The organism is Thermopolyspora sp. NPDC052614, assembly GCF_040678635.1.
Classification (GTDB): Bacteria; Actinomycetota; Actinomycetes; order Streptosporangiales; family Streptosporangiaceae; genus Thermopolyspora.
On record NZ_JBFATZ010000002.1, the window covers coordinates 114706 to 134057 of the forward strand.

Sequence of the window (19352 nt, forward strand, 5' to 3'; positions counted from 1 at the left end):
AGATTCGTGCGGTATCGCGCAAATCCGCAGTCTGCGTACGACAAATGAGGGGTCATGAAAGGACGCGTGCTGGTCGTCGACGACGACGCGGCTCTGGCCGAGATGCTCGGCATCGTGTTGCGCGGAGAGGGCTTCGAGCCATCGTTCGTGTCAGACGGGGACAAAGCGCTCGACGCGTTTCGTGACACCCGTCCGGATCTGGTGCTCCTCGACCTGATGTTGCCCGGTGCGGACGGCATCGACGTGTGCCGGCGCATCCGCGCCGAGTCGGGCGTGCCGATCGTCATGCTCACCGCCAAGAGCGACACCATCGACGTGGTCCTCGGGCTGGAGTCGGGGGCCGACGACTACATCGTCAAGCCGTTCAAGCCGAAGGAGCTCGTGGCGCGGGTGCGGGCGCGGCTGCGCCGTACCGACGAGCCGACGCCCGAGATCCTGCAGATCGGCGACATCACCATCGACGTGGCCGGGCACTCGGTCAAGCGCGGCGAGGAGACCATCAACCTCACCCCGCTCGAGTTCGACCTGCTGGTGGCGCTCGCCCGCAAGCCGCGCCAGGTGTTCACCCGCGAGGTGCTGCTCGAGCAGGTGTGGGGCTACCGGCACGCGGCCGACACCCGGCTGGTCAACGTGCACGTGCAGCGGCTCCGGGCGAAGATCGAGAAGGACCCGGAGCGTCCGGAGATCGTCGTGACGGTTCGCGGCGTCGGCTACAAGGCCGGCCCCGCCTGATCCGCGGGTTCCCCCGATGCCCCCGTCGCCACCGCCACGCAGGGCCCCGAGCCGGAGCAGGAACGGCAAGAAGACGCGCCGCCGGACCCTGCGGCAGATCATCCGAGGCGTCCGCCGGCGGGCACGCCGCGCCGCGGGCCGGGTACGCCGGCTCTGGCGGCGCTCGCTGCAACTGCGGGTGGTCACCAGCACGCTGGTGATCTCGGTCGTCGTCGTGGCCGTGCTCGGGGTCTTCCTCATGCAGTCGATCACCAAGACGCTGATCGACGGCCGCACTCGGGCGGCGCTGGCCGAGTCGCAGGCCAACGTGTCCACCGCGATCGGGCATCTGATGGCGCAGCCCGGCGAGGCGGCGAAGGCGTTCTCCGCGGGGCAGGGCGACTCGCCCCCCGCGCCGGTGCCGATCGACCCCGTCGAGGCGGCGGCGAACGCCCTGGCCAACCGGGGCGACGAGCGCTACAACGTGATCATCATCAGCGAGTCCGACGTCGGCAAGGACTACGTCACCGGCAACATCGACCCGCGCAGCCTGCCCACCCGCATGCTCAAGGCGGTGCGGAAGCTGACCCCGGGCGACCCGCCGCTGCAGCTCACCACGCCCCTGTACTACGAGCACACCTCGGTGCCGGTGCCCGGGCTCGTCATCGGCAGCCGGGTCGAGGGCATGCCCGGCTCGACGTACGAGATCTACCACTTCTTCCCGCTCACCGACGAGGAGGACACCCTCGCCCTGGTCCGGCAGACGCTCGTGGTGGTCGGCGCGGGCCTGGTCCTGCTGCTGGCGGCGATCGCCTCGCTCGTCACCCGCCAGGTCGTCATCCCGGTACGGCTCGCCCGCCAGGCCGCCGAGCGCCTCGCCGCCGGCAAGCTGGAGGAGCGGCTCAAGGTCCGCGGCGAGGACGACCTGGCCCGCCTTGGCACCTCCTTCAACGAGATGGCCTCCACGCTCGCCCTCAAGATCCACCAACTGGAGGAGCTGTCGCAGGTGCAGCGCCAGTTCGTCTCCGACGTCTCGCACGAGCTGCGCACCCCTCTCACCACCGTGCGCATGGCGGCCGACCTGCTGTACGAGAGCCGCGAGGACTTCGACCCGGCCGCGGCCCGGTCGGCCGAGCTCATGCAGAACCAGCTCGAACGCTTCGAGTCCATGCTCAACGACCTGCTGGAGATCAGCCGCCACGACGCGGGCGCGGCCACCCTCGACATCGAGCCGGTGGACATGCGCGACGTCGTGCTGCGCGCCGTCGGCGACTCCGAGGCGCTCGCCGAGCGCAACTCGACCCGGCTGGAGCTGCGGCTGCCCAGCGAGCCGTGCATGGCCGAGGCGGACAGCCGCCGGGTCGAGCGCATCCTGCGCAACCTGCTGTTCAACGCGATCGAGCACGGCGAGGGCAAGGACATCATCGTCACCCTCGGCGCGGACCGGGACGCGGTCGCCGTGGCCGTACGCGACCACGGCGTCGGGCTGAAGCCGGGCGAGGAGAACCTGGTCTTCGACCGCTTCTGGCGCGCCGACCCCTCCCGGGCCCGCACGATCGGCGGCACCGGGCTCGGCCTGGCGATCTCCCGCGAGGACGCGATGCTGCACGGCGGCTGGCTGCAGGCGTGGGGCATGCCCGGGGAGGGCTCGCAGTTCCGGCTCTCGCTGCCCCGGGTCGCCGGTGCCGAGCTGCGCGGCTCGCCGCTGCCGCTGGTGCCGCCGGAGGTGGAGATGCGCCGTACCTGGCGCGGCACCACCCCGGTGATGTCGTCGTCCGTGGCGAGCGGAGGCGAGGGCGTCTTCGATGCCGACTGACGTCAGGACACCCGCGCCGCGGCGCCGCCGAGGCCGCGCCGCGCCGCTTGCGGCGCTGCTCGTGGCGCTGGCGCTGATCCAGTCCGCCTGCTCGCTGGTGCCGATGGGCGGCAACCCGGTCCCGGGCAAGGAGGCGGGCTCCGGCGACTCGCTGAGCCGGCCGTACTACCGGAAGATCGCCTCCGCGCCGAAGCAGGGCGGCCAGCCGATCGAGATCCTCAAGGGCTTCCAGGCCGCGATGGCGAGCGACGACGACTCCCGCGCCGTCGCCCGCCTGTACCTGACCGGCGACGCCCTGCGCACCTGGAACCCGTGGGCCGGCGTCACCGTGTACGACCAGGAGAAGCAGGTGCGGATCGTGTCCGCGACCGAGGACCCCGACGTGACCCAGCTCGCGCTGGACGCCACCGTGGTGGCCACGATCGACGACGACGGCCGCTACCGTCCCGGCGGCGGGGGCCTGGGGAACAAGCCCTTCGTCCTGGTCAAGACCGACGTCGGCTGGCGGATCTCGTCCGCGCCGCCGGGGCTGCTGCTGTCCAAGGACGACTTCCTGCGCATCTACCGGCCGCTCGACCTGTACTACCCCGACCAGCAGCTGAGCGGGCTCGTCGTCGACCGCGTGCAACTGCCGGTGAACCCGCGCAAGTCGCTCACCGACTCCCTGGTCGAGCGGCTGCTGCGGGGACCGACGTCCGCGCTGCGCGGCGCGGTGCGCAACGCCTTCCCCACGGGCACCCGGCTCAATCGGGTCACGGTCGCCGACCACGGCACGCTCGTCGTCGACTTCACCTCCGAGATCCTCGCGGTCCGTACGTCGCAGACGCTGCAGCGGGCCATGGAGGCGCAGCTCGCCTGGACCCTGCGCGGCCTCGCCTCCGGCCGGGACATCGAGGTGCTGGTGAACGGCGAGCCGTGGCCGGGCGGCGGGCTGCGCGTCGAGCCGGAGGAGTACGGCGCGTTCGACCCCAGCGTGCTGCCCAAGCAGCCCGAGGCGTACTTCATGCAGGACGGCAGGCTGCACCGCCTCACCTGGACCGACGACAACCCGGCGGTGCCGGGCGTGGCGGGGGGCAAGCCCCGCGGCCTGACCCGGCCCGCGATCTCCGGCGAGCTGCACAAGAAGGTGGCCGCGCTGGGCGGCGACGGGGTGTGGGTGGCCCCGCTCGCCGAGGGCGGCCAGTGGCAGCGCTGGATCCGCGGCGGCGGCCTGACCGCGCCCTCCTGGGACCGGTACGGCGACGTGTGGGCCGTCGAGTCGGCGGGCCCGCAGCGGTCGCGGGTGTGGCGCTCCAACGGCGGACCGCAGCGCCAGGTGAGCGCACCCGAGCTGGAGAAGGCGGACGTGGGCGCGCTGAAGATCGCCCGTGACGGCGTGCGCGTCGCGGCGGTGGTCAGCGACGACCTCGGCCAGCAGGTGGCCGTCGGCGCGATCGACCGCGAGAACGAGCGCATCGGCGGCTGGCACACGCTCGACGCCACCGACCAGGGCTCCGAGGTCGTCGACCTGGCCTGGCAGGACGCGCACACGCTGCTGGTGCTCACCAAGGACACCAAGCAGAACCGGGAGCTGACCGCCTGGGACGTCACCGACGGCACCCAGATCACCTCCTCCGGCCTGAAGGCCGACGCGCGCATCCGCTCGATCACCGCCACCCCGGACGGCAGGCTGCTCGCCGGGGCCGACGAGGACGGCGAGATCCTGCTGTGGGATCCGGCCAAGAAGAAGGAGTGGACCACCCTGGTCGAGGGGGGCGCGGTGACCCCGGTCTTCCCGCTGAGCTGATCCGCGCGGCTGATCCCTGCCGCCGACCCGTGCCGCCGATCTGCGCCGCCGACCCGTGCCCCCGACCCGTGGGCCGCCAAAACCGTCGGTGCGGCCGGGCAGAGTGGGTGCGTGCTGGGGGCCCTGCTCGATCTGGTCCTTCCGCCGCGGTGCGCCGGGTGCGACGCGGCGGGCGCGGTGCTGTGCCCGGCCTGTACGGCGGAGCTGCGCGGGCGGCCCGCGCGCCGGACGCCGAGCCCGGCCCCGGCGGGGCTGCCGGGCTGCTGGTCGGCCGCCGCCTACGACGGCGTGGCGCGACGCATGATCCTGTCGTACAAGGAGCGGGGGCGGGCGGACCTGGCCGCGCCGCTCGCCGCCTGCCTCTGCGCGGTGGCGGAGGCGGCGATCGGGCGGGAGATCGGCGGCCGGGCGATGGAGGGCGTGGCGCTGGTTCCGGTGCCGAGCGCCCGGTCCGCCCGGCGGGCGCGCGGCCACGACCCGATCCGGGCGATGGCGGCCCTCGCGGCCCGGCGGCTGGCGCAGCGGGGCCTGCCGGTCGCGTTCGCGCCGGTGCTGGCGCAGCGGCGGCGGGTGGCCGACCAGGCGGGGCTGAGCGCGGCGCGGCGGGCCGCGAACCTGCACGGCGCGTTCGGGACCGTGGGCCCGGTTCCGCGGGGCGTCTGCGTGCTCGTGGACGATGTGATCACCACGGGCGCGACGCTCGCCGAGGCCGCGCGCGCCCTGGCGGAGGCCGGCGCGCGGGCGCCGCTCGCGGTCACGGTGGCCGCGACACGCCGACGAAAAATCTCCGGCGACGGTTACCCGGCGTAAAAAGGGGACAAAAATCGGCCCTATCCCTTGCGGTATACAGCCCTTACCCCGTAGGGCGGATGCCCCTGCTCACGACCGCAAGCGGCCTTCGCATCGGGGGTATGGCACCACATATCGGGTGTATCCGGACGGTTGCCGCCCTCCGCAGGTTAACGCAAAGTGATCATCCGCTGAACCATGCGGCTGACATTCCGCCCGGCACCGGCTAGCGTTCGAGCATGGCACCCGTTCGGGTCCGTGGTTGCGCCGGGCCGTCACCCCTCATGGGCACGGCCTGGCTAGCCGATGCCAGCCGCAGGCGAAACGGCCCACGTAAGGCGACTCTTCGTCGACCGATCACGGTGCGGCTTAGAGGTAAGTCCTGCCTTCCCGGAGGTCCGGATGTCCTCCGTACGAAGAGAAGGGCAGTAGTGGCGGCAGAGCCGCGAACCCCTCAGCAGGCGGATGTGGGGACGAAGACCAGGTCGGCCGGACGGGTGCCGCCCTGTAAGCACACCAAGTCGTCAGACGAAGGGGGGCTGCCCTGGTGGACATCATCGTCAAGGGCCGGCACACAGGTGTGAGCGACCGCTTCCGCGACCACGTGTCGATGAAGCTGGCCAGGATCGAGCGGCTTGACAGCAAGCTGATCCGGGTGGATGTGGAAGTGTCCAAGGAGCGCAACCCGCGCCTCAGCGACCAGCGGGAACGGGTCGAGCTCACGATCCACTCCCGCGGGCCGGCGATCCGGGCCGAGGCCTCGGCCGTGGACCGCTTCGCCGCTCTCGACCTCGCCCTTGACAAGCTGGAGAACCGGCTGCGCCGGATCAGCGACCGCCGCAAGGTGCACTACGGCAACCAGTGCCCCCCGTCGGTTGCCGAGATCACCGCTGCGCTGAACGCGCTGGACGAGCTGCGCAAGGAGACCGGAGAGCCACCGTTCAAGCCCACAATCGAAGAGTCGTACGAGGACGCCTACGCCGACACCTCCACCGAGCCCCGCACGGCCGGGCGCGACGAGACCGAGCGGGCCGCCGCGGCCGACGAGGGCGAGCCGATCGTGCCCATCGAGATGGAGGGCGACGGACCGCTCGTGGTCCGTGAGAAGACTCACAAGGCCGACCCGATGACCATCGACCAGGCGCTGCTGGAGATGGAGCTCGTCGGCCACGACTTCTACCTGTTCCGCGACAAGGAGAACGGCCTGCCGAGCGTGGTCTACCGCCGTCGCGGGTACAACTACGGGGTGCTTCGTCTCGTCGAGGGCTGACCCGCGCCACCACAGCCTCTCGACTGCTCCGATCGCGGGAAGCCATGTAATGATGGCGTTCCCTACGGCTTTGTACGGCCCTCTAGGAGGAGGCGTGACCCGACCCGACGAGGCGGCCAACGCGGCCGAAGGCGGCGAGCCGATCCGAGTGCTGATCGTGGACGATCACGCGCTGATCCGCCGCAGCCTGGAGCTGGCGCTGACCGCGGAGCCGGACATCGAAGTGGTCGGCGAGGCGAGTGACGGGGAGGAGGCGGTCGAACTGGCGGGCCGCCTCCTGCCCGACGTCGTGCTCATGGACGTGCGCATGCCGCGGCGCAGCGGCATCGAGGCGACCCGCGGCATCAAGGAGTCGGTGCCGAGCACGCGGATCATCATGCTCACGGTGAGCGACGAGGAGGAGGACCTCTTCGAGGCGATCAAGGCGGGCGCGACCGGCTACCTGCTCAAGGACGTGCAGATCGACGAGGTGCCCGACGCGGTGCGCGGCGTGCACGAGGGCCAGTCGCTGATCAATCCGGCGATGGCGGCCAAGCTGATCAATGAGTTCGCGAGCATGAGCCGCAAGGAGGCCGAGCGGCCCCCGCAACTGCCCGTCCCCCGGCTCACCGACCGCGAGATGGAGGTCCTGCGGTTGGTCGCCAAGGGCATGAACAACCGCGAGATCGCCAAGGAGTTGTTCATCTCCGAGAACACGGTGAAGAACCACGTCCGCAACATCCTGGAGAAGCTGCAGCTGCACTCGCGCATGGAGGCCGTGGTCTATGCCGTGCGCGAGCGCCTGCTGGAGATCACCTGACCCTCGGCCGCGTCGCGCGGTCCCCTATCCCCGCCCGAGCGCCAAGGCGACGCGCAGGGGCTCGTCGTGCCCGGCGGAGGTGACCCGCTCCACGCGCACGTCGTCGCAGCCGACCCAGGACGCCGCCGCCCACAGCGCCTCGCGCACCGCCTCGACGTGCGCGGCGCGTACGGTCGGGGACTCGAAGCCGACCTGACGCGCCACGAGCGTGCCGCCGTCGCGGGCGGGGTCCACCCGGGCGATCAGGCGGCCGCCGGCGAGCACCGGCATGGTGAAGTAGCCGTGCACCCGCTTGTGCTTGGGGACGTACGCCTCCAGGCGGTGGGTGAAGCCGAACACCCGCTCGGTGCGGGCGCGGTCCCAGATCAGGGAGTCGAACGGCGACAGCAGCGTGGTGCGGTGCCTGCCGCGCGGCTCGGTCGCGAGCGCGGCCGGGTCGGCGAAGGCGTTGGCGGCCCCCGCGCCGTTCCCGGCCGCGCCGCCCTGGGCGCCCCGTGCGGCGGGCCAGCCCGCGACGCGTACCGGGACGAGACCGGCCGATCCGTCGGCGAGGGCGTTGTCGAGCATCGCCGCGTGCTTGCCGCGTACCCGCAGGAAGTCGACGAGGTCGGCGCGGGTGGCGACGCCGAGCGCCCGCCCCGCGATGCCGGTCAGGCGCGTGACGCACTCGGCGTCGGAGAGGTCGGGCTCGAGCAGCTCGGGCGGCACGACCCGCTCGGCCAGGTCGTAGACGCGGCGCCAGCCGACCCGGCGGGTGCAGACGACCTCGCCGATGTCGAGCAGGTACTCGACGCTGATCTTGACATCGGACCAGTCCCACCACGGGCCGCCGTTCTTCGCCCCGCCGAGGTCGGTGGTGGTGACCGGACCCTCGGCGCGGACCCGGTCGAGCACCGTGCCGACGGTCGGCGGCACCTCGTGCCAGCGGAACCGGCGGTCGCGGTAGGCGCGGCGGCGGAAGGCGAACAGCGGCCAGTGCTCGATGGGCAGGACGCACGCCGCGTGGCACCAGTATTCGAAGGCGCGGGCGGGCTCGTGCCAGTAGGCCCGCTCGACCGCCTCGCGCCCGACGGCCCCCAACCGCGCGTACGGCACCAGCTCGTGTGAGCGGGCGAGCACCGAGATCGTGTCGAGCTGCACGGCGGCGAGCCGGCGCAGCGTCGCGGGAACGCCGCCGCGCCGCCCGTCCGCGCCGAGCAGACCCTGCGCCCGCAGGATGAGCCGGCGCGCCTCGTCGGCCGACAGCTCGATCGTCGGCCCGGTCGTCAGCGCGGTCGTCGGCCCGGTCGTCAGCGCGGTCGTCGCGGCGGGGGTCGCCGGCGATTCCGGCTCGATGAGGGAAACCATGCGCCGATGCTACCGGTCGCCACCGACAAAACCCGTATGCCGGTTAGCTTCGCGCCGATCGCGGGGCCGGGAGGACGCGGGGCGGGGCGGAGCGGAGGTTATGACCTGGGGTGTCGCTCGAAGGGGGAGTGGTGCTCCGCGGCCGGCATCGTCCGCCGGGAATCGACGATGACGTCGGAGAAGACATCGAACACCAGCGCGAGGATGCCGCCGAGGGCGGCGACCGCCACCCCGGCCCAGAACAGCCCCCAGAGGGGGCCGAGGCACAGCGCCACGCCGCCGAGGATGAAACCGGCGAGGATCACGGTGATGGCGAGCCAGGATTTCGGCCGTCCGGCGTGGCTGCCACTGGCGACGAACGCGTGGCCCTCATGCTCGTCCGGGCGCGCGGTCTCAGGCATGGCGCCTCCTAGTGTGCCGTTCTACCTTGCGCCGTAAGCGGAGATTCGCCCACGGACGGATGGTATGTCCGCACCTACCCCATGACCAGGGCCGTATTCCGTCCAAGAATCGCAGGTGACGCGCCTGCGGGAACAACGCGGCCTTGACGGACGTCTTTCACGGTGGCTGTGTCCGGTGGTGGAACGGCCTACGATGGCTACGGGGTAGTTCGACTGTCCTCAAGACCATCGCCCGTTCCGGCATGGTAGACCTGCGAGGAGCCTAGAAAAAGTGCCAGCCATTCTCGACAAGATTCTTCGGGCCGGTGAAGGCAAGACTCTGCGTAAGCTCAAGCGCATCGCCGAGCAGGTCAACTCCATCGAGGACGATTTCACCGCGCTCTCCGACGCCGAGCTGCGCGCCCTGACCGACGAGTACAGGGAGCGCTACAAGGAGGGCGAGTCGCTCGACGACCTGCTCCCCGAGGCGTTCGCGACCGTCCGCGAGGCGGCCCGCCGGGTGCTCGGGCAGCGGCACTTCGACGTCCAGCTCATGGGCGGCGCCGCGCTGCACCTGGGGAACATCGCCGAGATGCGCACCGGTGAGGGCAAGACGCTCACCGCCACCCTGCCGGCGTACCTCAACGCCATCGCCGGCAAGGGCGTGCACATCGTCACGGTCAACGACTACCTCGCCAAGCGCGACGCCGAGACCATGGGCCGCGTGCACCGCTTCCTCGGGCTCGAGGTCGGCGTGATCCTCGCCCAGATGCCGCCGGACGAGCGGCGCAAGGCGTACAACGCCGACATCACCTACGGCACCAACAACGAGTTCGGCTTCGACTACCTGCGCGACAACATGGCCTGGTCCATCGAGGAGTGCGTGCAGCGCGGCCACTTCTTCGCGATCGTCGACGAGGTCGACTCGATCCTCATCGACGAGGCGAGGACGCCGCTGATCATCTCCGGGCCGGGCGAGCAGTCCGGGAAGTGGTACACCGAGTTCGCCAAGATCGTCCCCCGGCTGCGCCGCGGCGTCGAGGGCAAGAACGGCGAGGAGAGCACCGGCGACTACGTCGTCGACGAGAAGAAGCGCACGGTCGGCATCCTGGAGTCCGGCGTCGAGAAGGTGGAGGACTGGCTCGGCATCGACAACCTCTACAAGCCCGAGCACACCCACCTGGTCGGCTTCCTCAACAACGCGCTGAAGGCCAAGGAGCTGTTCAAACGCGACAAGGACTACATCGTCACCCCCGAGGGCGAGGTCCTGATCGTCGACGAGTTCACCGGCCGCGTGCTGCACGGCCGCCGCTACAACGAGGGCATGCACCAGGCCATCGAGGCCAAAGAGGGCGTGAAGATCAAGGACGAGAACCAGACCCTCGCCACGATCACCCTGCAGAACTACTTCCGCCTCTACACCAAGCTCGCCGGCATGACCGGCACGGCGGCCACCGAGGCCAACGAGTTCCACCAGACGTACAAGCTCGGCGTCGTCCCGATCCCGACCAACAAGCCGATGATCCGCAGGGACCTGGCGGACGTGGTCTACAAGACCGAGGACGCCAAGTTCGACGCCGTCGTCGAGGACATCAAGGAGCGGTACGAGAAGGGCCAGCCGGTCCTGGTCGGCACCACCTCGGTGGAGAAGTCCGAGAAGCTGTCGAAGGCGCTGCGGCGGCGCGGCATCCCGCACGAGGTGCTGAACGCCAAGAACCACGCGCGTGAGGCCGCGATCGTCGCCGAGGCGGGCCGCAAGCACGCCGTCACCGTCGCCACCAACATGGCCGGTCGAGGCACCGACATCATGCTCGGCGGCAACCCCGAGTTCCGCGCCGACCTGGAGCTGCAGCGGCGCGGGCTGAGCCCCACCGAGACCCCCGAGGAGTACGAGAAGGCCTGGCCGGAGGCGCTGGAGGCGGCCAAGGAGGCGGTGAAGGCCGAGCATGAGGAGGTCGTCCAGCTCGGCGGGCTGTACGTGCTCGGCACCGAGCGGCACGAGTCGCGGCGCATCGACAACCAGCTCCGCGGCCGGTCCGGCCGTCAGGGCGACCCCGGCGAGTCGCGGTTCTACCTCTCGCTCGAGGACGACCTGATGCGGCTGTTCAACTCGCCGCGGATCTCGGTGCTGATGACGCGGCTGAACATCCCCGACGACGTGCCGATCGAGTCCGGCATCGTCACCAAGGCGATCGCCTCCGCCCAGCACCAGGTCGAGCAGCAGCACTTCGAGGCCCGCAAGAACGTGCTGAAGTACGACGAGGTCATGAACCGCCAGCGCAAGGTGATCTACGCCGAGCGCCGCCGCGTGCTGGAGGGCGCCGACCTGCACGAGCAGGTGCGCGAGTTCATCGTCGATGTGATCGACGGCTACGTCAGGTCCGCGACCGCCGAAGGCTTCGCCGAGGAGTGGGACCTCGACACGCTGTGGAAGGCGTTCAAGCACCTCTACCCGATCTCGGTGACCGCCGAGGAGCTGATCGAGGAGGCCGGCGACCGCGAGTCGCTCACGCCCGAGCTGATCGGCGACCGGGTCAAGGCCGACGCGCTCGCCGCGTACGACCAGCGCGAGGAGGAGCTCGGCTCCGAGGTCATGCGCGAGCTGGAGCGGCGCGTCATCCTGCAGGTGCTCGACCGCAAGTGGCGCGAGCACCTCTACGAGATGGACTACCTGCAGGAGGGCATAGGGCTTCGGGCGTACGCGCAGAAGGACCCGCTGGTCGAGTACCAGCGGGAGGGCTTCGACATGTTCTCCGCGATGCTGGACGCCATCAAGGAGGATGCGCTCGCCTACCTGTTCAACCTCGAAATCGAGGTTCAGACGAACCCGATCGTCGAGGAGGAGGGCGCCGACGACGTCCTCTCCGAGACGAACGCGATCATCGCGCAGGCGCTGCGCCGTCCGACCCGCCCGGCCGAGATGATCTACACGGCGCCCGGCGAGAGCGGCGACGTCGAGCAGGTCCGCGTGCGCACCACCGCGGAGGAGCGCGCCGCCTACGGCAACGTCGAGCGCAACGCCCCCTGCCCCTGCGGTTCGGGCAAGAAGTTCAAGCGCTGCCACGGCGATCCCAAGAACGCCGCGAGCGTCTCCTGAGCCTTCCCGGGTTGCTCCGGGCCTCGGCCTCTCCGCGCGGTCGCTCCCCGCGCGGGGAGGCCGTCGTGCTTTTGGGCCCTTATCGCGGGCCCTCGCAGTCAGGCCGTCTCGAACTCCGTGCACAGCCACTGCACGCCGCGTCGCTCCAGCCGTAGCGCGAGGACGTGGTTGCGGTCGCCGCAGTTCACCAGCACGCACATCTCGACGGCGCCGTCGTGCGGCCGGTGCACGTGCGGCAGGCCCGCTTTCGGCGGAAGGCGGGTCCGTAGCATCGTCCCGGCCCGGACGAGTTCGGCGTGCGCGCGGTCGGTGAATCGGTCCGCCACCGAGGCGGCGGGCCGTATGCCCGCGAGGACCTCGGCGACGGCCTGGCCGAGGGCGCGCAGGCGGCGCGGCTCGGGCAGCGGGGCCGGCGGGTCGAGGACGAGCGGGTCCGGCTCCGGGGCGAGGGCCAGCGCGCCGAAGGTCGCGGGCGGGCCCGCCGGGTCGTCGGCCGTGGCATCGGTGCGCTCGTCGTCGTACGGAGGATCGGCGCGTGGGGTGGGGACGAGGCGGGGAAGGGCGACGGGGCGCAGATATCGAGACATGGGGGGACTCCGTTGTCGTCCGGCTGTTGCCGACAGGAACGCATTACTGAGTTTGAGGTCGAGGCGATTGATACGGCGGGCGCGGCGATTGTGCCGCGCCCGTCCCGGCCTTTTCGGGTGGCGACAGGGTTCATCATGGTGTGTCCGCAATGGCCGCCCGGCCGTTCCTGGTCCGAAAACGGGATGGCCGGTATTCCGGCCGAGGCCCGGACGCGATGCGGACGTCCCTATCGGTCTACTCGACCCCTCGGCCTTCTCGGGCGCCTTCTCGACGCCTACTCGGACGCCTTCTCGGACGCCTTCTCGGGCGCCTTCTCGGGCGCCTTCTCGACGCCTACTCGACGCGGTGCGGATCCGTCAGCTTGGCAGGGTCTGGCGGCGGGGCCTGCCGGGGGTACGGGGGCGGATCGGGGATTCCAGGGCCGTGCGAAGCTGGTAGCGGTCGGCGCGGTAGGTGGACACGCCCAGTTCGGCGCAGACGCCCCCGGCGAAGGAGCGGTGCTGCAGGAGGAGGACGGCGCCGCCGCGCGGGAGCCTGAGCAGGTCCGCGTCGCCCGGGTCGGCGATGCCCGCGTCGATGGTCAGCTCGCCCGCGTCGAAGACGATGCCGTAGACGCTCTCCAGCAGGGCGTACAGCGAGCGGTCGGTCAGGTCGTGGGCGTCCAGGCCGGGCGCGAGCGCGACGGGGATGTGCGCCCGCTCGATGCACAGCGGCTCGCCGTCGGCCGTGCGGAGCCGCTCGATGAAGTACACCTGGTCGCCGGGCCGGATGGCGAGCTGCCGGGCCAGGTGGGTGCTGGCGGCGACCACCCGCCGGTCCAGGTCGCGGGCGCCCGGTTCCATGCCGCGGGCCCGCACGTCCTCGGTGAACGAGGTCAGGTGCAGCGTCATCTCGATCTTCGGCCGGGCCACGAAGGTGCCCTTGCCCGGCACCCGGTGCAGCCGTCCCTCGGAGACCAGGTGGTCGACGGCCTGCCGTACCGTCATGCGGGAAAGGCCGTAGCGGGTGCACAGCTCCCGCTCGGACGGGATGGCCGAGCCGATGGGCAGCTCGTTGCCCTCGATCAGGTCGAGCAGGATCTCCCGGAGCTGAAAGTACTTCGGCACCGGGCTGGCGGGGTCGATTCGGGCCACGCGGCCCCCCTTTCGTGTCCCCTCTGGGGTGCTGAGCGTATGGTACATACTGGTCTAGTCCGGACTGGACCGGTGGCCGTCGAGGGGATGGGGCCTGCGATGACGAGCAGAATGCGAAGCGAGATCGCCGAGCAGCCGGACGCGCTGCGCGCCACGCTGGGCGCCCTGCGGCCGCGGGTGGACGAGGTCCGCGCGCTGGGCGGGCGGGCCCGGCAGTTGCTGTTCATCGCCCGGGGGACGTCCGACAACGCGGCGGTGTACGGCCGGTATCTGGTCGAGGCGTACGCCGGGCGTCCGGCGGGCCTGGCCGCGCCGTCGATCGCGACCACCTACCGGCGCCGCATGGACCTCGACGGGGTGCTCGCCGTGGCGTTGTCGCAGTCGGGCCGCACCGAGGAGATCGTCGAGACGCTGGCGTGGGCGAAGGACTGCGGGGCCGGAACCGTCGCGATCACCAACGGCGGGCCGTCGAGCCCGCTCGCCGAGGTCGCCGACCTCGCGCTGTGCACCGAGGCGGGCGAGGAGAAGGCGGTCCCGGCGACCAAGACGTACACCACCCAGCTCGCCGCCCTCGCCGTGCTCGGGCTCGGGCTCGGCGCGGAGGTGGACGCCGGGGACCTGGATCGGGTGCCGGACGCGGTGGAGGCGCTGATCGACGCGCCCGGCGACCTCGACGCCGTCGTCGACGGCCTCGCCGGGGTGGCCGGGGTGGTCGTGTCCGGGCGGGGCATGGCGTTCTCGACCGCGCTTGAGCTCGCCCTCAAGCTCAAGGAGGCGTGTTACCTGCACGCCATGGGCCTGTCCTACGCCGATCTGCTGCACGGCCCGATCGCCGTGGTGGACCGGGACACCCCGGCGATCCTGGTGGCGGCCGGATCCGGGCCGACGCTGCCCGGCACGGTCGCGCTCGCGGGACGCGTGCGGGGGGCGGGCGCGGCGGCGTACGGCGTGGGCGGCGGCGGCGCGCTCGCGGAGGCGTCCACGGCCTGCCTCAACGGCCCCGACCTGCCCGAGTGGGTGGCGCCGATGGGGCTGATCGTGCCCGGCCAGCTGCTCACCGAGGCCCTGGCCCGCAGGCTGGGCATCGACCCGGACTCCCCGCGCGGCCTGAACAAGATCACCCAGACGGACTGACGCGCATCGGCCGACCCCGTACCGGCGCTCGACCGTGCCCGGCGGCAGAGACCCCCGAGAGACCCCCGAGAGACCCCGAGAGACCCCGAGAGACCCCGGGGGCGCGGCGCGAGCCATGAGAATCATGGGAGGATGAAGTCCGGCCGAAACGGGGAAGGATGGGAACATTGCCGGAACGGAAGGTCACGATCGAGTCGGAGATCGGGTTGCACGCGCGCCCGGCGGCGACGTTCGTGCAGACCGCGGCGAAGGCGCCGATCGAGGTGACCGTCGCCAAGCGAGGCGGTGAGCCGGTGAACGCCAAGAGCATCCTGTCGATCCTCGCCTTGGACGTGCGCCAGGGCGACACCATCATCATCCGCGCCGAGGGCGAGGGCGCCGAGGAACTCCTCGACCAACTCGCCGCGATCGCCGCGGCCCCCTGAGATGGACCGGCTCGCCGGAGCCGGAGTGAGCCCCGGTGTCGGCTACGGGCCGGTGCGCCGCCTGGTGAAGCGGGCGCCCGTCCCGCAGCGCGGCGCGCGGCACGGCGGGGACGCCGACGCCGAGCGGGCCAGGGCCGCCGCCGCCCTCGAACAGGTCGCGGCCGACCTGGAGGAGCGCGGCGCGAAGGCCGGCGGCGTGGCGCACGAGATCCTCAGCGCCCAGGCGATGATGGCCCGCGACCCCGACCTGTCGGCCTCCGTGCACGAGCTGATCGGCGACGGCCTGTCCGCCGCCCGGGCCGTCTACGACTCCTTCGCCGTCTTCCGCGAGGCCATCACCCGGGCGGGCGGCTACTTCGCCGAGCGCGCCGCCGACCTCGACGACGTCCGCGACCGCGCCATCCTCCTGCTCGACGTCCTCGCCGCGGACGAGGGGACGGACGACCCGGCGCGGCGGACCGGCGTGCCGTACGTGCTGGTGGCCCGGGACATCGCGCCCGCGGACGCGGCCGTGCTGCCGCCCGGGGAGGTGGCCGCGTTCGTGATCGAGGAGGGCGGGCCGACCAGCCACACGGCGATCCTTGCGCGGGCCATGGGGGTGCCCGCGGTGGTGGCGTGTTCCGGGGCGACGCGCTTGCCGGAGGGCACGCCGGTGCTGGTGGACGGCACCGCGGGCGAGGTGCGGGTGGCGCCGCCGGAGCGGGAGGTCGCCCGGGCCAGGGCGCGGGCCGGGCCGCGGACGGCGCGGCCGTCGCGCGTGCGGGGACCCGGCAGGACGGCGGACGGCCGCGCGGTGGAGCTGCTGGCGAACATCGGCACGCCGCGCGACGTCGAGGCCGCGCTCGGCTGCGGCGCGGAGGGCGTGGGGCTGTACCGGACCGAGTTCCTGTTCATGGACCGGCGGTCCGAGCCGGGGCCTGACGAGCAGCGGGACGCCTACCGGCCGGTCCTGGAGGCGTTCCCCGAGGGCCGGGTGGTGGTGCGCACGCTCGACGCCGGGGCCGACAAGCCGCTGGCGTTCCTGCCTCCCCCGGAGGAGGAGCCGAACCCCGCGCTGGGGCGGCGCGGCCTGCGGCTGCACGAGGCCCACCCCCGCATCCTGGAGAACCAGCTCGACGCGCTCGCGCGGGCCGCGTCGGGCCTGCCGGCCCGGCTCCAGGTCATGGCCCCGATGGTCGCCACCGTGGAGGGGGCGGAGTGGTTCGTCCGGGCCTGCCGTACGACGGGCCTGACCTCGGCCGGAGTGATGATCGAGGTCCCGGCCGCCGCGGTGCGCGCCCGCGACCTCGCCACCGTGGTCGACTTCTTCTCGATCGGCACCAACGACCTGGCCCAGTACGCCTTCGCCGCCGACCGCCAGCTCGGCGCGCTGCACGCGGTGCAGGATCCGTGGCATCCCGCGCTGCTCGACCTGGTCGCCCTCGTGGCCGACGCGGGCGAGCGGGCGGGCCTGGAGTGCGGCGTCTGCGGCGAGGCGGCGGCGGATCCCGCGCTCGCCTGCGTGCTGGCGGGTCTCGGCGTGTCGTCGCTGTCGATGACGCCCACGGCGCTGTCCGAGGTGCGGGCGGCGCTGGCCGGGCACACGTTCGACCGGTGCCGCGCGGCGGCGGAGGCGGCGCGCGCCGCGCGGACCGCCGCCGAGGCCAGGGCCGCGGCGCGGGCGATGTTGCCCGCTCTGGGGGATGGATGAGTTTCCGGGGGCTGAGCTTCTCGGAGCGCCGTCGCCGATAGCGTGGAGGTCATGGTTCGAGGCACCAGGATCGCGGTCTTTCTCATGATGACGTCCCTGCTGGCGGGCTGCGGCGGTGCGTCCGCCCGCCCCGCGAAGGAGGCGGGCCCCCGCTCGGCGAGCCCGTCCGCGTCGCCGGACGTGCCCGTGACCCAGGCCGCCTCGGCCGAGACGGCGCCGGTGGACCGGCTCGCCCGGATGAGCGTGGAGGAGAAGGTCGGGCAGCTGTTCATGCCCGTCCTGTACGGCGCGCACGCCGACACCGCGCACAAGGAGAACATGGCGCAGTTCGGGGTGAAGACTCCGGCCGAGGTGATCCGCAAGTACCGGCTGGGCGGGGCGATCCTGTTCCCCTGGTCGGGCAACATCGAGAGCGTCGCCCAGATCGTCCGGCTCACCAACGGCCTGCAGCGGGCGGCCGGCGACGTCCCGCTGCTGATCGGCATCGACCAGGAGAACGGCCGGGTGGCGCGGCTGGGCTCGCTGGTGACCAAGCTGCCGCAGGCCAAGACGATCGGCGACACCGGCGAGACCCGCTGGGCGCGGGCCGCCGCGCGGGTGACCGGCGCGGAGCTGCGGGCGCTGGGCATCAACCTCGACTTCGCGCCGGTGGCCGACGTCAACGTCAATCCCCGCAATCCGATCATCGGCCCCCGGGCGTACGGCGCGAATCCGACCAAGGTCGCCAAAATGGTCGGCGCGGCGGTGGACGGCTTCCACGACGCGGGGGTGGCCGCGACGGCCAAGCACTTCCCCGGGCACGGCGACACGACCGTGGACAGCCACACCGGGCTGCCGGTGATCAGGCACTCGCCGAAGCAGTGGGACAGGCTCGACGCGCCGCCGTTCCGGGAGGCGATCGCGCGCAAGGTGGACGCGATCATGTCCGCCCATGTGATGATGCCGAAGCTGGACCGGTCGGGCGACCCGGCGACGCTGTCCAAGCCGATCCTGACCGGCCTGCTGCGTGAGCGGCTCGGCTTCAAGGGCGTCGTGTTCACCGACTCGCTGCAGATGCAGGGGGTGCGGGAGAAGTACGGCGACGGCGAGGTGGCGGTGCGGGCCATCCTCGCGGGGGCGGACATCCTGCTCATGCCGCCGAACTTCGCCCGCGCCCACGCCGCGGTGCTCGCCGCCGTGAAGTCCGGGCGGATCTCCGCCAAGCGGCTGGACCAGTCGGTCGCCCGGGTGCTCAAGCTGAAGGAGGACCGCGGCCTGTTCACCGCCAAGCCCGCCGACGCGGCGAAGGCCGAGAAGATCATCAAGTCGCCCGAGCACCTGAAGGTCGCCCGCTCCATCGGCTGAGAACGGACAACGAACCTTTTTCAACCTGCCCAGAGGGTCGGGTAGGCCATGTGGCGGTCTGCCGCGGCGATGGCCACTCAGCCTCTTCGCCGACCCGACCCGCTGTGGCGGAGTCCTCGTGTAGCCCTGGTGACCGGCCAACTCGATGGTGAAGAAGGTTCAATAGGCTTAGAGACTAGAACGTCATTCTGCCTGGAGGGTCCGTGATCAAGGGTGTGCTGATCGACTGGGGCGGCGTGCTCACGACGAGGCTGTCGGAGGCGATCGGGGCGTGGCTCGCCGCCGACCGGATCGACGTCCCGCACTACCGCGCCGTGATGACCGAGATGGTCAACGGCGCCTACGCCGAGTCCGCCGCCGAGCACGACACCGGCCCCGCCGCAGGCAACGACGCCGACCACGACTCAGGCCACGACTCAGGCCACGACTCAGGCCACGACTCAGGCCACGACTCAGGCCACGACACCGAAACCGCCGCCACCAGGGAGAACCTCATCCACGCGCTCGAACGCGGCGAGGTCGAGGTCGCCGAGTTCGAGCGCGCCCTCGCCGAGCGGCTGCGCACCCTGGACGGCGGGATCCCGGTCGCCGAGGGCATCCTGACGCGGATGTTCGCCGCCTTCCGCCCGGTGGAGCCCATGTACGACATGTTGCGGGCCGTACGGGCGGCGGGGATGCGCACCTGCCTGGTGTCCAACTCCTGGGGCGCGGAGTACCCCCGCGACGGCTGGGACGAGCTGTTCGACGGCATCGTCATCTCCGGCGAGGTCGGCATGCGCAAGCCCGAGCCGCGCATCTTCCGGCACGCGCTCGGCGTGATCGGCCTGGAGGCGGACCAGTGCGTCTTCATCGACGACATCGAGGCCAACATCACGGCCGCGCGGCGGCTCGGCATCCACGGCATCCACCACACCGACCCCGCCGTGACCCTCACCGAGCTGGAAAGACTGCTCCGCCTCACGTTCCCTCCGGTATGATCCTCGCTTTCGGAGGAGACCGGACCGACGGGCCGCCACCCACCTAGGCGGCCTCGATATCGCAAT

At 71.9% G+C, this 19352-nt stretch carries 16 protein-coding genes; 12 read left to right on the forward strand and 4 right to left on the reverse strand.

Annotated features, from left to right (window positions below; translation table 11 throughout):
• The first annotated feature begins 54 nt into the window (after positions 1-54).
• From mtrA to AB0K60_RS04105, 6 genes are all read left to right on the forward strand, one after another.
• Positions 55-732, forward strand: coding sequence for an MtrAB system response regulator MtrA (gene mtrA, locus AB0K60_RS04080; RefSeq protein ID WP_117410294.1), 678 nt, complete (start codon positions 55-57; stop codon positions 730-732).
• A gap of 16 nt (positions 733-748) precedes the next feature.
• Entirely contained in the window at positions 749-2527 is a 1779-nt protein-coding gene (gene mtrB, locus AB0K60_RS04085; RefSeq protein WP_364048364.1) for an MtrAB system histidine kinase MtrB, read from the forward strand.
• Positions 2517-4313: an LpqB family beta-propeller domain-containing protein gene (locus tag AB0K60_RS04090; protein WP_364048366.1), complete on the forward strand. Its 1797-nt coding sequence runs from the start codon at positions 2517-2519 to the stop codon at positions 4311-4313. Before mtrB ends, AB0K60_RS04090 begins: the two co-directional genes overlap by 11 nt.
• Positions 4314-4424: 111 nt before the next feature.
• Complete coding sequence (locus AB0K60_RS04095) at positions 4425-5123, forward strand: phosphoribosyltransferase family protein (RefSeq protein WP_364048368.1); 699 nt, start codon at positions 4425-4427, stop codon at positions 5121-5123.
• A 526-nt stretch (positions 5124-5649) separates the two neighbouring features.
• Positions 5650-6372, forward strand: coding sequence for a ribosome-associated translation inhibitor RaiA (gene raiA / locus AB0K60_RS04100; protein ID WP_364048370.1), 723 nt, complete (start codon positions 5650-5652; stop codon positions 6370-6372).
• A 94-nt stretch (positions 6373-6466) separates the two neighbouring features.
• Entirely contained in the window at positions 6467-7171 is a 705-nt protein-coding gene (locus AB0K60_RS04105; protein ID WP_364048372.1) for a response regulator transcription factor, read from the forward strand.
• Between the two features lie 24 nt (positions 7172-7195).
• Here the strand turns inward: AB0K60_RS04105 and AB0K60_RS04110 are convergent, their stop codons facing one another.
• Positions 7196-8518, reverse strand: a complete 1323-nt coding sequence (locus AB0K60_RS04110) for a crosslink repair DNA glycosylase YcaQ family protein (protein ID WP_364048374.1) — start codon at positions 8516-8518, stop codon at positions 7196-7198.
• A gap of 98 nt (positions 8519-8616) precedes the next feature.
• Complete coding sequence (locus AB0K60_RS04115) at positions 8617-8919, reverse strand: HGxxPAAW family protein (RefSeq protein WP_364048376.1); 303 nt, start codon at positions 8917-8919, stop codon at positions 8617-8619.
• Positions 8920-9190: 271 nt separating this feature from the next.
• Here AB0K60_RS04115 and secA point away from each other — a divergent pair, with 271 nt between their 5' ends.
• The gene (gene secA / locus AB0K60_RS04120; RefSeq protein WP_364048378.1) at positions 9191-11995 is read left to right on the forward strand and encodes a preprotein translocase subunit SecA; all 2805 of its coding nucleotides are present in this window, start codon (positions 9191-9193) and stop codon (positions 11993-11995) included.
• 98 nt (positions 11996-12093) lie between these two features.
• Here the strand turns inward: secA and AB0K60_RS04125 are convergent, their stop codons facing one another.
• Together AB0K60_RS04125 and AB0K60_RS04130 are read right to left on the reverse strand one after the other, a co-directional pair.
• Positions 12094-12582 (reverse strand): Rv3235 family protein, encoded by a 489-nt coding sequence (locus AB0K60_RS04125; RefSeq protein ID WP_364048380.1) that lies wholly within the window; start codon positions 12580-12582, stop codon positions 12094-12096.
• Positions 12583-12939: 357 nt separating this feature from the next.
• On the reverse strand, positions 12940-13716 hold the full coding sequence (locus tag AB0K60_RS04130) for a GntR family transcriptional regulator (protein WP_364048382.1): 777 nt from the start codon (positions 13714-13716) through the stop codon (positions 12940-12942).
• A gap of 99 nt (positions 13717-13815) precedes the next feature.
• On the opposite strand from AB0K60_RS04130, the gene AB0K60_RS04135 reads away from it, so the two are divergent.
• The 5 genes from AB0K60_RS04135 (at position 13816) to AB0K60_RS04155 (ending at position 19286) form a co-directional block, all read left to right on the forward strand.
• On the forward strand, positions 13816-14850 hold the full coding sequence (locus tag AB0K60_RS04135; RefSeq protein ID WP_364048384.1) for an SIS domain-containing protein: 1035 nt from the start codon (positions 13816-13818) through the stop codon (positions 14848-14850).
• Between the two features lie 167 nt (positions 14851-15017).
• Positions 15018-15275, forward strand: coding sequence for an HPr family phosphocarrier protein (locus AB0K60_RS04140; protein ID WP_364048386.1), 258 nt, complete (start codon positions 15018-15020; stop codon positions 15273-15275).
• A gap of 1 nt (position 15276) precedes the next feature.
• Positions 15277-16965 carry a phosphoenolpyruvate--protein phosphotransferase gene (ptsP, locus tag AB0K60_RS04145; protein WP_364048388.1) on the forward strand — a complete coding sequence of 563 codons (1689 nt, stop codon included), beginning with the start codon at positions 15277-15279 and terminating at the stop codon, positions 16963-16965.
• 51 nt (positions 16966-17016) lie between these two features.
• Positions 17017-18309, forward strand: coding sequence for a beta-N-acetylhexosaminidase (nagZ, locus tag AB0K60_RS04150; protein WP_364048390.1), 1293 nt, complete (start codon positions 17017-17019; stop codon positions 18307-18309).
• A gap of 203 nt (positions 18310-18512) precedes the next feature.
• Complete coding sequence (locus AB0K60_RS04155) at positions 18513-19286, forward strand: HAD-IA family hydrolase (protein WP_364048392.1); 774 nt, start codon at positions 18513-18515, stop codon at positions 19284-19286.
• Positions 19287-19352: the final 66 nt, after the last annotated feature.